General features: G+C 66.7%; 12 protein-coding genes. 6 read left to right on the top strand and 6 right to left on the bottom strand.

What is annotated here, in order from left to right:
• Positions 1-130: 130 nt before the first annotated feature.
• The 4 genes from HMP09_RS11550 to purD form a co-directional block, all read right to left on the bottom strand.
• On the bottom strand, positions 131-1,234 hold the full coding sequence (locus HMP09_RS11550) for an MlaA family lipoprotein (RefSeq protein WP_232090874.1): 1,104 nt from the start codon (positions 1,232-1,234) through the stop codon (positions 131-133).
• Between the two features lie 177 nt (positions 1,235-1,411).
• Complete coding sequence (locus HMP09_RS11545) at positions 1,412-2,254, bottom strand: hypothetical protein (RefSeq protein ID WP_176500487.1); 843 nt, start codon at positions 2,252-2,254, stop codon at positions 1,412-1,414.
• Positions 2,255-2,318: 64 nt separating this feature from the next.
• On the bottom strand, positions 2,319-3,794 hold the full coding sequence (locus HMP09_RS11540; protein ID WP_232090199.1) for a vWA domain-containing protein: 1,476 nt from the start codon (positions 3,792-3,794) through the stop codon (positions 2,319-2,321).
• A gap of 379 nt (positions 3,795-4,173) precedes the next feature.
• Entirely contained in the window at positions 4,174-5,439 is a 1,266-nt protein-coding gene (gene purD, locus HMP09_RS11535; RefSeq protein ID WP_176500486.1) for a phosphoribosylamine--glycine ligase, read from the bottom strand.
• On the opposite strand from purD, the gene xseA reads away from it, so the two are divergent.
• From xseA to HMP09_RS11515, 4 genes are all read left to right on the top strand, one after another.
• The gene (xseA, locus tag HMP09_RS11530; protein WP_176500485.1) at positions 5,438-6,862 is read left to right on the top strand and encodes an exodeoxyribonuclease VII large subunit; all 1,425 of its coding nucleotides are present in this window, start codon (positions 5,438-5,440) and stop codon (positions 6,860-6,862) included. The genes purD and xseA overlap by 2 nt on opposite strands.
• A 14-nt stretch (positions 6,863-6,876) precedes the next feature.
• Positions 6,877-7,077, top strand: coding sequence for a DUF2093 domain-containing protein (locus tag HMP09_RS11525; protein WP_176500484.1), 201 nt, complete (start codon positions 6,877-6,879; stop codon positions 7,075-7,077).
• A complete protein-coding gene (locus tag HMP09_RS11520) occupies positions 7,074-7,934 on the top strand; it encodes a M23 family metallopeptidase (RefSeq protein ID WP_176500483.1) in 861 nt (286 codons plus the stop codon). The genes HMP09_RS11525 and HMP09_RS11520 overlap by 4 nt, the downstream gene beginning before the upstream one ends.
• Positions 7,935-8,200: 266 nt before the next feature.
• On the top strand, positions 8,201-11,233 hold the full coding sequence (locus HMP09_RS11515; RefSeq protein ID WP_176500482.1) for a TonB-dependent receptor domain-containing protein: 3,033 nt from the start codon (positions 8,201-8,203) through the stop codon (positions 11,231-11,233).
• A gap of 88 nt (positions 11,234-11,321) precedes the next feature.
• Here the strand turns inward: HMP09_RS11515 and clpB are convergent, their stop codons facing one another.
• Positions 11,322-13,901 (bottom strand): ATP-dependent chaperone ClpB, encoded by a 2,580-nt coding sequence (gene clpB / locus HMP09_RS11510; protein ID WP_176500481.1) that lies wholly within the window; start codon positions 13,899-13,901, stop codon positions 11,322-11,324.
• Positions 13,902-14,081: 180 nt separating this feature from the next.
• On the opposite strand from clpB, the gene HMP09_RS11505 reads away from it, so the two are divergent.
• Entirely contained in the window at positions 14,082-14,495 is a 414-nt protein-coding gene (locus HMP09_RS11505) for an acyl-CoA thioesterase (protein WP_176500480.1), read from the top strand.
• 21 nt (positions 14,496-14,516) lie between these two features.
• Here HMP09_RS11505 and HMP09_RS11500 read toward each other — a convergent pair whose 3' ends face one another.
• Positions 14,517-14,675, bottom strand: coding sequence for a DUF1674 domain-containing protein (locus HMP09_RS11500; RefSeq protein ID WP_082445075.1), 159 nt, complete (start codon positions 14,673-14,675; stop codon positions 14,517-14,519).
• Between the two features lie 106 nt (positions 14,676-14,781).
• Between HMP09_RS11500 and HMP09_RS11495 the strand changes: the two genes are divergently transcribed.
• Entirely contained in the window at positions 14,782-16,059 is a 1,278-nt protein-coding gene (locus tag HMP09_RS11495; protein WP_176500479.1) for an RsmB/NOP family class I SAM-dependent RNA methyltransferase, read from the top strand.
• The last annotated feature ends 144 nt before the right edge of the window (positions 16,060-16,203 follow it).

Raw genomic sequence — 16,203 nt, 5'->3', positions numbered from 1 at the left:
GTATCGAAGGTACAGGTTGGCGCGCGGAACCCATGCTTCGATACGAGCCCGCGATCCGCGCCTTGCGGCGCTACTCGGGCTCTACTCAGCACGAACGGGGAGAGCAGAGACCGTTCGGCGCCGTCCCCTGTTACTGACCGGTTTGAGCCGCGCGCTCCGTATCGACCTGGGGCGTCTCGACCACGGGACCCTCGTCAGGCACCGCCGGATCCGGCTTGGCCCCCGGCTCCAGATCGCTCGGCACGAACGGCACGACACTCGGCGGTGGTCCCGACATGCCCGCCGGATCACCCTCGACGCGCCCGTGGAGATGGTCGATCTCCGCCTGCCGCCGGTTCAGGTAGAACGACCGCGTCGCGGCATACGGATCGGGCGAATTGTCGTGCAGGTCCTTCAGCGTCTGGTCGAATTCCGACCGGTGGTCGAGCGCGCCCAGGATACCTGCCGGGATCGTGTACGACGTGCTGTTGAACGGATGGCCGACGCCGACCGGCAGGATCAGGCGATCGACCGCGCCACCGAGCAGGTCGCGCAGCGTCGTCGGCCCGACGATCGGGAGGAACAGGAACGGGCCGTTCTTGACGCCGTAATAGCCGAGCGTGTTGGCGAACCCGTTTGAGCGTCGCGGCAGGTGGAACGGCTTGCGCTTGGCGATGTCGAGCACGCCGGCCACGCCGATCGTCGTGTTGATCGCAAACCGCCCCACCGTCTCCGCCGCCTTGCCCGGCTTGAACTGGAGCAGGAAGTTCAGGAAGACGATCGGCTCGCGCAGATTGTAGAGGAAATTGTGGATGCCGCGCCGGATCGGGCTCGGCACGGTCTTCTTGTAGGTCCGCGCGACCGGGCCGATCACGGCGTCGTCGACCTTCTGCGTCACCGCGAACGACTCGGCGTTGACCGCGCGCAACGGATCGCCCGCGGTTTCCTTGCGCCCGGTGACGATGATGTCGTTGGGGCCCCGCTGGGTGGGCGGGGTCCCCAACGGCGTGGGGCCGACCGGCGGAATGTCCTGCGTCGGCAGCCCCTGGGGAAAAATCTCGATCGCCGGCAGCGACGCGGTCAGGGCGAGCGGCGAAACCGCCATCGACGCGGCGCCCGGAATGTCAGCGGCGAACGGCGACAGCACCGCCCCGGGCAGCGCGGCGCTCGCCCCTGCGCCGGGCAACGATATCGGCGCGGCCGTCACGGGAACGGGGGCAGCCGTCAACAGCATTGCGCTCATCGTTACCAGCATCTGCACTCATCGCCCTGTTATCGGCCGCTCTCCTACATCGAGATGCGCCACGCCTGACATGCCCGTCGGCGCGCGTGGAGCATAGAGCCAATCGTCATTCAGGCCGCAGGATCGCGGTTAACCGATCACGGCCGGCGGCAAGTCCTCGACGCGTCGTCGTCCGTCCGAACGGAGGGCTTACAGCTTGCCGAACACCGCCTCGAAGCCGGCCTTGTCGCCTGCGGCCAGCAACCGCGCCTGCTCGATCCAGCGATCGCGTCCCATCCGCCCGGTAAAGTTGCCGAGTTGCGCGTCGATGCGCTGCGCGTCGCCGTCCGACAGCGCCGCCATCTGGCCGACCGTCGCGACGCCGAGCGCGCCAAGCTGTGCCGCGACCTTCGGCCCGAGCCCCTTCAACTGCGTGACGGGGTCGTCTGCATAGGACTGCGCCGGCGCGGCCGGTGCGATGGGAGCCGCGTCGGTGGGCGTTGCGGGCGCGGGCGCGGGCGCGACAGTTTCGGTCGCCGGACTTGCCTCCAAGGGCGACGGGGCGGCGATCGGTTCGTTGGTCAGGCGGTCAGGCGTTTCCACACCGTCATTGTCCCGCGAAACCGGCGTCTGTTCGGGGGCGGTTCGTACTGGCGGAACGGGCTGGGTCGGCTCAGGCTGGGTCGGCTCAGGCTGGGTCGGAACAGACCGGGTCGGCTCAGGCTGGGTCGGGGCAGCTTGGCGCGGAGCGGGAGGCGGCACGACGGGGGCCGGTGCGATTTGCGCCTGCGCCTGCGATTGCTCCGCCTTGCGCTCCTGGACCGCGGGCTTTGCCGAGACCGGCTCGGGCGGAACGCCTGCCTCCTCCGCGTTGGCAATCACGTCGTGCGCGGCCTTCACGCGGCTGCGCTTGGCTCGGATGCCCCAGATCAGGCCGATCACCACCAGGATCGCCACGACGGCGATGATCGTGAAATGGATCGCCGTCAGCGTGGCGATGCCGTCTGGCAGAAGGCTCAAACCCGAGGCGGAGGTCGCGGAAGTTTCGTTCATGCTCATACTCGTAGCGATGTGCGCGAAGGGCTGCGAGGCCTAATCCGCGTGCCGTCGGCGGCGTTCAGTCGTTCGGCGACGCCGGACGCGTGCCGCCACGCGCCGCAAGATCCGTCAGTTGCAGGAATTCCTGCCGCCAATAGCCGTCCGCATGGCGCGCCAGCGCGTGCATGTCGGCATAGCCGTAGTGGCTCAGATACGGATCGCCGCGCAGCTTCTGCCCATAGGCCGCCACCGCCGTCACGAAGGCGAAGTCGCCGGTCGGTGCGGCGGCATCGCGGATCAGTGTCGCCGAGACGGGTCGAATGATCTCCCGCGACGTCGTCCCGTCGGGCAGCTTGTAGCGCAGCTTGACCACCGCGAGTTCGGCCCCGGCCGATGGCATGGCCGCGGTCCGGTTTGCAGGATAGCGTCGCTCCGGCACCCAGCCCTTGGCGCCGACCGGCACGATCTCGTACAGGGCGGTCACCTGATGCCCTGCGCCGATATCGCCCGCATCGACCGCGTCGTTGGTGAAATCCTCCTCCTTCAGCGCGCGATTTTCATAGCCGATCAGCCGGTATTCGCTGGCCTGTGCGGGATTGAACTCGACCTGCACCTTCACGTCCTTCGCGATCGTGACAAGCGTTGCGGAGAGTTCGTCCTCCAGTACCTTCTTCGCCTCCAGCGCGCTGTCGATATAGGCGTAGTTGCCGTTGCCGACATCGGCGATCCGCTCCATCATCGCCTCGTTGTAATTGCCCCTGCCGAAACCCAGCGTCGTCAGCGTGATGCCATCGTCGCGGTTCTTCTTCACCAGCGCCTCCAGCACTTTCGTATCGCTGATCCCGACGTTGAAATCGCCGTCGGTCGCCAGGAATATCCGGTTGACCCCGCCCTTGCGGAAATTCGCGCGCGCGGTCGCATAGGCGAGCGCGATGCCCTCTCCGCCCGCCGTCGAACCCCCGGCGCCGAGGCAATCGAGCGCAGCCTTGACGTACCCTTTGTTAGCGGTGGGTTCGAGGACGATGCCGCTATTGCCCGCATAGACCACGATCGACACCCGGTCGGCCGGTTCGAGGCGGTCGGCGAGGCCCATCAGCGCGCTTTTCACCAGCGGCAGCTTGTCGGGTTCGTCCATGGAGCCGGACACGTCGACCAGGAAGACAAGGTTCGCCGGCGGCCGCGTCGTCCCCGTCACGTCATATCCGCGCAGGCCGATCCGCAGCAGCCGCGTCTCCGCGTTCCACGGCGTCCGCGCGACATCGGTCGTCACGCTGAACGGCGCTGCGCGATCGGTCGGGCGCGGATAATCATACCGGAAATAGTTGATCATCTCCTCGGTCCGCACCGCGTCCGCAGGTGGCGTCTCCCCTTTCGTCAGGAAGCGGCGGACGTTGGCGTAGGAACCGGTATCGACATCGACCGAGAAAGTGGAGACGGGGTTCGTCGCGACCTGCTGGACCGCGGCCACCGCGCGGCCGTCATAGCGTTCGGTGTTGCCAGGTGACCCAAACGCTGCGGACCGCTGCATCGCGAAGCTCTGGGTAATCGGTGCCATCGGCACGCCGGGGGCCACGGGCGCCATCCTCGGCACGACTGCGACTGGTGGCGGCGGCGGCGGCGGGGGTGGCGGAGGCAGCACAGCTTCGGGCGCCGGGGGCGGAGGAGGTCCGGGGGGAGCGGGCACGGCTCTAGAGCCCGTGACGACGATGTTGCGTCCCGCTCGACCAGACCCGCGCAGATCGGGATCGGTCACCCGGCATCGGACCGGGGACTCATTGCCGCCAAGAGATCGCCTGGCGAGTTGAACGGGCGGTAGCGGCGCTGCCGACGTCAGGATAAGCGCCGCGATGGCAAGCGACGGTACGGACATGATACGCATCGCGACCCCTCTCCCGGATGTTGGTCCAGGAGAGTGTCACGTCACCCGATCGCGTTCAAGCGCCCCGCGCGATCTCGCGCCAGCCGATGTCGCGGCGGTAGAAGCCTTCCGCGAAATCGATCGCCTCGACCGCGCGATAGGCGTTCGCCTGCGCCGTCGCGACGTTGTCGCCGGTCGCCGTCACCGCGAGCACGCGTCCGCCCGATGCGACCAGGCCACCATCCTCGAGCCGCGTGCCCGCATGGAACACCGTCCCGCCGGCCGCGCGCGCCGAATCCAGCCCGACGATCGCGCCGCCGGCCTTGGGCGTGCCCGGATAGCCGTCCGCCGCCATCACGACCGTCAGCGCGGTCTCGTCGCTGAACTGCGCCGCGGGCATCTCGCCGAGACGCCCTTCCGCGGTCGCCAGCATCGTCGCGAGCAGGTCGCCCTGGAAGCGCATCATCAGCACCTGTGTCTCGGGATCGCCGAACCGCGCATTATATTCGATCAGCTTCGGGCCCTGCGGCGTCAGCATCAGCCCTGCATAGAGCACACCCGAGAATGGCATGCCCTCCGCCGCCATCGCCGCCACGGTCGGCGCGACGATCTCGTCGATCGCACGCTTCTCGAGCGAAGGCGTCAGCACCAGCGCAGGGCTGTACGCGCCCATCCCGCCGGTGTTCGGGCCGGTATCGCCCTCGCCGACGCGCTTGTGATCCTGCGCCGAGCCGAACGGCATCAGCGACACGCCATCGGTCAGCACGAAGAGGCTCGCCTCTTCGCCGTCGAGGAACTCTTCGATTACCGCCTCGGCTTCCCCATCGGCGAACAGTGCGTCGAGCGCGTTGTCGGCCTCCGCGGCGCTGAACGCGATGACGACGCCCTTGCCCGCGGCCAGACCGTCGGCCTTGATGACCACCGGCAGCGAAAAGGTGCGCGCGAGTGCGATATCCGCCTCTTCGCGGTTCTTCACACGGACATAGCCCGCGGTCGGGATCCCGGCGCGCAGGCACAGATCCTTGGTGAAGCCCTTCGACCCCTCCAGTTGTGCCGCCGCCTGAGAGGGCCCGAACACTGGAATGTCCGCCGCGCGGCAACTGTCCGCCAGCCCGTCGACCAGCGGCGCCTCGGGCCCGATCACCACCAGCCCGACCTCATGCGCGCGCACGAACGCGACGACGGCGGCATGATCCGTCGCATCCAGCGGCACGAGCGTCGCAAGCCGTGCGATCCCGGGGTTGCCCGGCGCGGCATACAGCGTATCGAGGCCTCTCGATTGCACCAGCTTCCACGCGAGCGCATGTTCGCGCCCTCCCGAGCCCAGCAGCAGGACGTTCATGCCCGATCCCTTTTCCGATGACGTGTCCAGTGACATGGGGCGGCTGGTAGCCGAGCCGGTCGCCGGCGACAACGCACTCGCCATGTCGGTCGGCGAGCTCGCGTTCAAGCTGAAGCGGATGGTGGAGGGCGAGTTCGGCCATGTCCGCCTGCGCGGCGAGATTTCGGGCTGGAAGCGCGTCGCCTCGGGGCATTGCTATATGTCGCTGAAGGACGAACAGGCGGTGATCGACGGCGTCATCTGGAAGGGCAATGCGTCGAGCCTCGCCTTCGTGCCGCAGGACGGGATCGAGGTGATCGCGACCGGCAAGCTCACCACCTATCCTGGCCGCTCGAAATACCAGATCGTCATCGAGCGGATGGAGCTGGCGGGTGCCGGCGCGCTGATGGCGCTGCTCGAAAAGCTCAAGGCCAAGCTTGCCGGCGAAGGGCTGTTCGACGGCGCGCGCAAGAAGGCGTTGCCGTTCATGCCCCGGGTGATCGGCGTCGTCACCTCGGGCGCCGGCGCGGTCATCCGCGACATCCTCCACCGCCTCGAGGATCGTTGCCCCACGCACGTCATCGTCTGGCCGGTCAAGGTGCAGGGCGAGGGCTCGGCCAACGAGATCGCCGCGGCGGTCCGCGGGTTCGATGCGATCGCGCCCGGCGGGCCGGTGCCGCGCCCCGACCTCGTCATCGTCGCGCGCGGCGGTGGTTCGGTCGAGGATCTGTGGTCGTTCAACGAGGAGGTCGTCGTGCGCGCGGTCGCCGACTGCACGATCCCGATCATCTCCGCGGTGGGCCACGAGACCGACACCACCTTGTGCGATTTCGCCGCCGACCTGCGCGCGCCGACGCCGACCGCCGCGGCCGAGATCGCGGTGCCAGTGCTCGCCGACCTGCGCCTCACGATCGACAGCCACCGCAACCGCACCGAACGCTGTGCGCGTCGCCATGTCGAGCGTGGCCGTGAACGGCTCGACGCGCTGGCGCGGTTGCTGCCCAAGCGCGACCAGTTGCTCGGCCCGCAGCGCCAGCGTGCGGACGATTTCGGCCAGCGGCTCGATCGCGGGCTCGAGCGCCGGCTGACGATGGCGCGCGGCAGCCTGGATCGCTCGGGTGCCGCGCTCCGCCCCGCGACGCTCGAGCGCAAGCTCGAGGCGAAACGCGCGCAGCTCGATGCGACGTGGCGCCTCGTCCAGTCGCTCAACCCCGATGCAATCCTCGACCGCGGCTATGCGCGCGTTACCGCGCGTCCCGGCGGCGAGACGCTCGCCTTGGCCAAGGCGGCGCGCGATGCGGGCACGCTGACGCTCCACTTCCGCGACGGCGTGGTCGACGCGGTGACCGACACCGGTCTTGAGCGCTCCGCCGCCAAAACCTATGCTGCGCCCAAGGCGAAGGCCGCCTCCGATCCGGCGCCCCGCCAGCCGACCCTGTTGTAAAGAAGAGCCCCGCCATGCTGATGTCCAATTCCGACCGCGCCGCGCGCCTGCACTATATGGCCAATGGTTTTCGCGTGCTCAGCCCCGGCGACCATGTCGCCTGCGCCGCGACCGGTCACCGCATCGCGCTCGAGGACTTGCGCTACTGGAGCGTCGCGCAGCAGGAGGCCTATGCCACCGCCGCCGCTGCCAGTGAAGCGATGGCGCCGCGATGACGCTTGGCGGCGCCGCACTGATCCGCGCGGCGGCGCTCGTCCTGCTGGCCGCCACCAGCGCCGCCGCCCAGCAAGCAGCGCCTCCAGCTATCGCAAGCCAATCAGCTTTCCGCTGGACTGGCGCGCTCAGCCAGGGCGGGTTGATCCTCGCCACCGCCCCTGCCGGAACGCGTACGGTGACGCTCAACGGCACGCCGATCGTGCTGGCCCCCGACGGCCGCTTCATCGCCGGTTTCGACCGCGACGCGGGCCCGCAGGTGACGCTGGCGGCAACACTCGCCGATGGCCGCACCGTTACGCAAAGTCTCGCGATCGCACCGCGCGCATGGCGGATCGAGCGCCTGAATACGCTCCCGAAATTCCCCGCGCCCGACCCGGTCTACGCCAGGCTTCGCCCACCCGAACTCGCGCAGATCGTCGCCGCCCGCGCGCGCAAAACCGACGCAATAGGCTGGCAACAGGCGTTCGCCTGGCCCGCCACCGGCCGCATCTCCGGCCTGTTCGGCGCGCAACGCGTCTACAAGGGCGAACCCGGCAGCTATCACTCGGGCACCGACGTCGCCGTCCCAACCGGCACGATCGTCACCGCGCCTGCCGACGGCGTCGTCATCCTGGCCGCCGATCACCCCTTCACGCTGGAAGGCAACCTGCTGATGCTCGACCACGGCATGGGGCTCAACAGCGCCTTCCTGCACCTCTCGCGGATCGACGTGAAACTCGGCGACCACGTCCGCCAGGGTCAGCCGATCGGCACCTCCGGCATGACCGGCCGCGCGACCGGCCCGCACCTCCACTGGGCGCTGCGCTGGAACGCCGCGAAGCTCGACCCGATGCTGCTCGCCGGTGCGATGCGCTGACGGGTGGACATCATTATCGTGCGGCGCGGTACGCATCGCGGTAATTATATGCCGATCGATCGGTGTTAGCTCGCGAAGATGTGTCATTTCTGACACTAGCCTGTACGAAATTGAACCCGAGCCCAAGCGGTGCCTTTACAGTTCCAAGACACGGCCTCACTCTCCGCCCATGTTCTGAGCAGCCGGCACGGTCTGTACTCGGAATTTGGTAGTTTCCGTAGCGGATCGTCATAGCGGTCGCGGCGGGACAAATCGGGGGATTTCAATTGGGTACTACGTCTGGCATTTCGTCGAAGGCCTTCCTGCTTGCTGCAGCGACGCCGCTGGCGCTTATCCTGTCCACGGTCTCCGGCTTCGCTCAGGAAGCGCGGGCGGCTACGGATCCGCAGACCGCCGCGCCGACTCAGGACGGTGTGCAGGGGAACTCGCAAGATATCGTCGTTACGGGTTCGATCATCCGCGGTACGGATACCGGCATTTCGCCGGTAACGACGCTGACCACCGAGAACCTGGATTCGCGCGGCATCAATACGGTTCAGGCTGGTATTCAGGCGCTTTCGTCGAACAACGGCCCGGCGCTGACCAACTCGTTCACCGCCAACGGCGCGTTCGCAGCCGGTGCATCGTCGGTGTCGCTGCGCGGCCTGTCGACCAACTCGACCCTCGTACTGTTCGACGGCCTGCGCGCTGCCTATTATCCGCTCTCGGATGACGGTTCGCGCAACTTCGTCGATCTGAACACCATCCCCGACGACGTCGTCGAGCGTATCGACGTGCTGCGCGACGGTGCATCGTCGAGCTACGGCGCCGACGCGATCGCCGGCGTGGTCAACGTGATCACCAAGCGCAAGTTCACCGGCATTTCCGGTCGCGCCGAAGCCGGCATCTCGCAGGATGGCGTCAACGCCAACCAGCGTCTGACGCTGACCGCCGGCACCGGCGATCTCGATGAGAAGGGCTACAACGCGTACGTCAGCGGTTTCTATTACCGCACCGAAGGCGTGTATCAGCGCGACCTGCCTGCCCCGTTCAATTCGGACAACCTGACCGGTCTCTGCAGCAGCCGTACCGGCAGCCAGCAGTGCGGCCCGAACAATATTTCGAACGGTCTTCAGGCAGACGGCACCCTGAACGGCTTCGCCATCGGCACGGGGAACTTTTATGTTCGTCCCGCGAACGCTGCGAACACCACAGCAAGCGGTCGCTACCAGTTGCTGAACCCGGCTGCGGGCTGTCTCAACGGCACGCCGTACAACCCGACGGCTGCTCAGTTGGGCACCGCTGCGAACGTGACGGCGCCGACCACGGTCTGCCAGGTCGACAATAACAACAAGTACGACATGGTGACGCCGAACAACGAGCGCTTTGGCGGCTCGGCACGCTTCACGGCGAAAATCGGTGACAATTCGGAAGCGTACCTGATGGTAAACTTCCAGCAGTCGTCGAGCAACTACACGGGTCGTCCAGCCGCGATTCGCGGCAACGCGCCGGCCGGTATCCTCTTCCCGCAGTTCTCGACGTCGCAGGCTGCAACGCCCGCACTTGCAGCCGGCTCGAACATTCTCGCACTGCCGGTCTATGTCTGCGCTGCTCGCGTGAACTGCACCGCAGCCAACGGCACGCTCAACCCCAACAACCCGTTCGCAGCGCAGAACCAGGTCGCTCGCCTTGTCGGCACGCTGCCGGACACCGTGACGCAGAACGCGACACGCAGCCGCGTGTACCGTGCAGCCTTCGGCATGAAGGGCACCGTGCTCGACGATGTCGATTACGACTTTAACGCGACCGCGATGCACACCGATCTGCGCATCAAGACCAACGGCTATGTGTACATCCAGCACCTGCTCGACGTCATTGCCGACGGCAGCTACAACTTCGTCAACCCGGGTCTTAACACCCAGGCGGTGCGCGACTATCTGTCGCCGGAGAACATCACCGACACGACGTCGGATCTCTACCAGGCACAGCTGACGTTGCAGAAGTCGCTTGCGACGCTGCCCGGCGGTGACCTTCGCCTCGCCGTCGGCGGGTCGATCTTCTACGAAGCCGTCGACGCACCCAGCGCCAACGACGATTACAATGGCCCGACGCAGCGTTACTTCACGCTGAACGCGTTCGGTACCAAGGGTAACCGTACGGTGACTTCGGCGTTCGCCGAAATCAACGCGCCGATCCTGAGCGTTCTCACGCTGAACGGTTCGGGCCGCTACGATCACTACTCGACCGGCCAGAGCAACTTCTCGCCGAAGGTCGGCGCGATCTTCACGCCGGTCAAGGAAATCACTGTTCGTGGTACCTATTCGCGCGGCTTCCGTATCCCGAGCTTCGGCGAGGCGAACGCGCTGCCGACGACGGGCTATGTGACGCAGTCGGTCAATGCGATCCCCAACGCGTTCCTGGCCCAGTACGGTGCTGGTTGCTCGCAGGGGACGCCAAACGGTTGCCCGGGGTACATCACGTCCTACTCGATTGGTCAGACGACGCTGGCATCGCCAAACCTGAAGCCTGAAAAGTCGCGCAGCTTCACCGGTGGTGTGAAGTTCGATCCGGTCCGCAACGTGTCGTTCACGGTCGATTACTACAATATCCGCAAGACCGGCGCGATCACGACCGCGAACAATGCCCCGGCTATCGCGGCCTATTATGCAGGCCAGGCCATCCCGACCGGGTTCGAGGTCATCGCCGACGCGGTCGACGTCAACAACCCGAACGCCCGTCCGAAGATCGCCTTCGTCCGCTCGCAGCTCATCAATGCCGACACGATCAACTCGTCGGGCATCGATTTCGGCATCAACGGCGCGTACGACTTCGGTCCGGTCAAGTGGACGTCGAACCTGAATGCCAGCTACATTCTCGAGCTGAGCACGACGGTCGACGGCGTGAAGCAGCGCTACGAGGGCACGCTCGGCAACTTCAATCTGACGGCCGGTTCGGGCACGTTCGAGTGGAAGGGCAACTGGCTCAACACCTTCGACTTCGGCAACTTCGCAGTCAGCAGCACGGTGAACTACACCTCGGGCTACGATTTGTCGGCAACCGATCAGGGCGACGACTACAAGGATTGCGGCCAGGCACAGGTGTACACTGACTGCCATGTGAAGAAGTACATCACGGTCGATGCGAACGTGAACTTCAAGGTCACCGACCAGTTCAGCTTCTATGTCAATGCGCTGAACGTGTTCAACAAGCTGCCGCCAGTCGATACTGTCACCTACGGCGCGTTTCTGTACAACGCGATCCAGGGCGGCGATGGCATCTTCGGTCGTCAGTTCCGTGCAGGTGCGAAGTTCAACTTCTAAGCCTTGCTTAACTGGAAAAAAACGAGGGGCGGTTCCGGAAGGAGCCGCCCCTTTTTTGTTAGGTTGATTTTACCCAGTGGCGTTGTGATCAGGCGACGATCAGCACCAGCTTCCCATCGCCCTCGTCGATGTTGACCGTCGAGCCGTCCTTCACCTCGCCGCGCAGGATCATGTCGGCGAGCGGGTCCTGCAGATAGCGCTGGACCGCGCGCTTCAACGGCCGTGCGCCGTACACCGGATCGTAGCCGACACGGCCGAGCCACGCGCGCGCGGCATCGGTCAGGTCGAGGACGATCTTGCGGTCAGCCAGCAGCTTGTCGACGCGCGATACCTGGATGTCGACGATCGGCGCCATGTGCGCCTGCCCCAGACGGTGGAACAGGATCACCTCGTCCAACCGGTTGAGGAACTCGGGCCGGAAATGCGACCGGACGATCTCCATCACCTGCGGCTCGACCGAGGACACGTCGTCGCCCTCGGCCATGTTCGCCAGATACTGGCTGCCGAGGTTGCTCGTCAGGATGATCAACGTGTTGCTGAAATCCACCGTGCGCCCCTGGCCGTCGGTCAGCCGCCCGTCGTCGAGCACCTGGAGCAGCACGTTGAACACGTCGCCGTGCGCCTTCTCGACCTCGTCGAACAGGATCACCTGGTACGGGCGCCGCCGCACCGCCTCGGTCAGCACGCCGCCCTCCTCATAGCCGACATAGCCCGGAGGTGCGCCGATCAGCCGCGCGACCGCGTGCTTTTCCATATACTCGCTCATGTCGATGCGGACCATCGCTGCGGGATCGTCGAACAGGAATTCGGCCAGCGCCTTGGTCAGCTCGGTCTTGCCGACGCCGGTCGGCCCGAGGAACAGGAACGAGCCCAGCGGCCGGTTCGGGTCCTGCAACCCCGCGCGCGCGCGCCGCACCGCGGTCGACACGGCCTTCACCGCATGCGCCTGGCCGATGACGCGCTTGCCGATCGTCGCCTCCATCGCGAGCAGCTTATCGCGCTCGCCCTGCAGCATCCGCTCGACCGGGATGCCGGTCCAGCGGCTGACGACGCCCGCGATGTCGTCGGCGGTTACTTCCTCGCGCAGCATCGCGCCCTTGGTCGCGCCTGCCGCCTCGTCGAGCTGGCGTTGCAGGCCGGGGATCGTGCCGTAGGACAGCTCGCCCGCCTTGGCGAGATCGCCCGACCGCTGCGCCTGCTCGAGTTCGAGCCGCGCGGCGTCGAGCTGTTCCTTGACCCGCGCCTCGGCGTTGATCTTGTCCTTCTCGCCCTTCCACCGCGTCGTTAGCGCGGCCGACTGCTCCTCCAGATTGACGAGTTCGCCCTCCAGCGTGTCGAGCCGTTCGACCGACGCGTCGTCGGTCTCGCGCTTCAGCGCCTCGCGCTCGATCTTCAACTGGATGATCCGCCGGTCGAGGTTCTCGATCGCCTCGGGCTTCGATTCGACCTCCATGCGGATCCGCGACGCGGCCTCGTCCATCAGGTCGATCGCCTTGTCGGGGAGGAAGCGATCGGTGATGTAGCGGTTCGACAGCGTCGAGGCGGCGACGATCGCGGCGTCGGTGATCCGCACGCCGTGATGCAGCTCGTATTTCTCCTTCAGCCCGCGCAGGATCGAGATCGTGTCCTCGACGGTCGGTTCGCCGACCATCACCGGCTGGAACCGCCGCTGGAGCGCGGGGTCCTTCTCGACGTACTTGCGGTATTCGTCGAGCGTGGTCGCGCCGACGCAGTGGAGCTCACCGCGCGCGAGGGCGGGCTTGAGCAGATTGCCCGCATCCATCGCGCCCTCGGATTTGCCCGCGCCAATCAGCTGGTGCATCTCGTCGATGAACAGGATGACGTCGCCCTCAGCGGCCTTCACCTCGTCGAGTACGCCCTTCAGCCGCTCCTCGAACTCGCCACGATATTTCGCGCCCGCGATTAGGGAGCCCATGTCGAGCGACATGAGCCGGCGGTCCTTCAGCGTATCCGGCACGTCGCCATTGGCGATCCGCAGCGCGAGGCCCTCCGCGATCGCGGTCTTGCCGACGCCGGGTTCGCCGATCAGCGCGGGGTTGTTCTTGGTGCGGCGCGCTAGGATCTGGATCGTGCGGCGGATTTCCTCGTCGCGGCCGATGACTGGGTCGAGCTTGCCGTCGCGTGCCGCCTGGGTGAGATCGCGCGCGAACTTCTTGAGTGCATCATAGCGGTCCTCGGCGCCGGCGGTGTCCGCGGATCGGCCCTGGCGCAGACCGTTGATCGCCGTGTTCAGCCCCTCGGGAGTAACGCCGCCGGCCTTGAGCGCCTTGCCCGCCGCGGTGTTGAGCGACAGCGCGAGCGCGACCAGCAGACGCTCGACCGTGACGAAGCTGTCGCCCGCCTTGGTCGCGATCTGTTCGGCCTGGTCGAGCACGCGCACCGCGTCGTTGTCGATGCCCGGCGTGGTCTGCGCGCCCGAGCCCGACACGACGGGGATCTTGGCGAGCGCCAGATCGGTTTCGGAGGTCGCGCGCTTGGCGTCGCCGCCCGCCGCCTTGATGAGTCCCGCGGCCATACCCTGTTCGTCTTCGAGCAGCGCCTTCAACAGATGTTCGGGTGCGATCCGCTGGTGGTTCATCCGGATCGCGACAGTCTGCGCGGATTGCAGGAAGCCCTTCGCGCGGTCGGTGAATTTGTCGATGTTCATGACGAATTCCTGTGGGATTGGGTCGTGTTGGGCCAAAGATGGTGTTGTATTTGGGCAACACAAGAGGCGGGTATCGGGAGGACGCTAGGGCCCGAGCGACGCAGCCGGAATAGCGTTTATTCTCGGTATCTAAGCCGCGCCGTCATCGCTATGTTCAGCTTGGCATGCTATATGGTCGAGGTGTCCACAGCGCTCCCTCATCAATTCGTCATCGGCATCGAGCCGGCCGACATCGACTTCATGGGTCACGTCAACAACGCGAACTATCTGAAGTGGGTACAGGCCGCGGTGATCGATCATTGGCAGCGCCTGGCGCCCGCGGAGGCCGTCGCCGGTCACCTCTGGGTCGCGTTGAAGCATGAGATCACATACCGGAAGCCGGCATTTCTGAACGACGACGTCATCGCGACGGTGTTGCTCGAGAAGGTCCAGGGCGCGCGGGCATTCTACGAGACGATCATAAAGCGCGGCGAGGACGTGCTCGCCGAGGTCAAGTCGAGCTGGTGTTGTCTGGATGCCGAGACGCTGCGGCCGTCGCGACTGGCGAACAGCGTCGTCGAGCATTTCTTCCCGACGACGGACCCCGCCGACTGATGCGGGGTCGGCGATCGGCCGTCAGAAATCGATCGCCATGCCCTTCAACTCCCAGTCGCCATAGCGCGTGGGATCGCGCGGTTCGGGATCCTTGTCGGGCACGATCGGCTCGGGTTTCGGCACTGGCGTGGTCTTCGCCAGATATTCGGGGGGTTTCACATGATCGGGGCGCTGGCCCATCGCGGCTCTCCGGATTTGCGTGTTGGCGTCGTAACCGCCACATGGGGCGCGCCGCGCCGTTTTGCCATAACAGCCGCGCGCGCGATCCGAACGCGAAGGACCTTTGATGCCTGACTACACCCACGCCCCCGAGCCCTTGGGCGTCCCCACCCGCCGCGCAGCCCTCCGCCTGCTCGACGCCGTGCTCCGCCGCGGCGAGTCGCTCGAATCCGCATTGCCTGCCGCGACCCGCGCGATCCACGGCCCCGATCGTGGCCTGGCGCATGCGATCGCTGCCGAGACGCTGCGCCGGCTGCCCGATCTCGACGCGATGATCGATTCGGTTACCAAGACCAATCTGCCCGACGATGCGAAGGCGCGGATGGCGCTGCGCATCGCGCTCGTCCAGGTGCTGATCCTCGGCACCCCCTCGCACGCCGCGATCTCGACCGTGCTGCCGCTTGTCGACGGCGGCCCGCGGAAACTCGTCCACGGCGTGTTCGGCACGCTGTTCCGCGCCAACATGCTGCTTCCCGAAGTCCCGACGCTCCCCGCCCCGGTCGAACTGCGCTGGGAAGCCGCGTGGGGCGAGGAGATGGTCGACGCCGCCGGCCGCGCCATCGCGCAGGTGCCGCCGCTCGACCTGACGATCGCCGACCCCGCCGAGACCGAAGGCTGGCGCGAAAAGCTGGGCGGCGAAAGCTTCATGCCCGGCCATCTGCGCCTGGGCGATCATGATTCCGTCCCCGACATGGTGGGCTTCGGCGACGGCGCCTGGTGGGTGCAGGACATCGCCGCCTCGCTCCCCGCACGGTTGCTGGGGAAGGGGGAGGGCCATGTCCTCGATCTGTGCGCGGCGCCGGGCGGCAAGACGCTGCAGCTCGCCGCGGCCGGCTGGACCGTCACCTCGGTCGACAATTCGCAGAGCCGTATCAAGCGCCTGCGCGAGAACCTGTATCGCACGCACCTGAAGGCCGAGGTCGTCAACGCCGACATCCTCGAATGGGCGCCCGCCGAGCCCGCCGACGCGATCCTGATCGACGCACCGTGCAGCGCGACCGGGATCTTCCGCCGCCACCCCGACGTCCTCCACCGCGTCCGGCCCTCGATCATCGCCGAGACTGCGGCGTTGCAGGCGCGCATCTTCGCAAGGGCCGCGGACTGGGTGAAGCCCGGCGGCACGCTCGTCTACGCCACCTGCTCGCTCGAACCGTCGGAAGGGGAAGCGCAGCTCGACGCGTTCCTTGCGGCGCGGAACGATTACACGATCGTGCCGGTCGACCAGTCCGAACTCCCTGCCGGCATCACGCCGACCGAGACCGGCACCGTCCGCACGCTCCCCGGCATGCTGGCGGACCAGGGCGGCTGCGATGGCTTCTTCATCGCCCGCCTGAAGCGAAACTAAGCAGGAGCGCGCAGGTACTTGTTCCCCCGCGAAAGCGGGGGGCCAGGATTACTCAGCGAGCCGCGTGTAACCCTGGCTTCCCGCCTGCGCGGGAAAACTAGAAGGGGTTGCAGTCACAAACGGGGAGTTCCGCCCCCGCCAATC

Source organism: Sphingomonas sp. HMP9, from assembly GCF_013374115.1.
Taxonomy (GTDB): Bacteria; Pseudomonadota; Alphaproteobacteria; order Sphingomonadales; family Sphingomonadaceae; genus Sphingomonas.
Note: the sequence above shows the minus strand (reverse complement) of the source record. Positions and strands in the feature narration are given on the sequence as shown.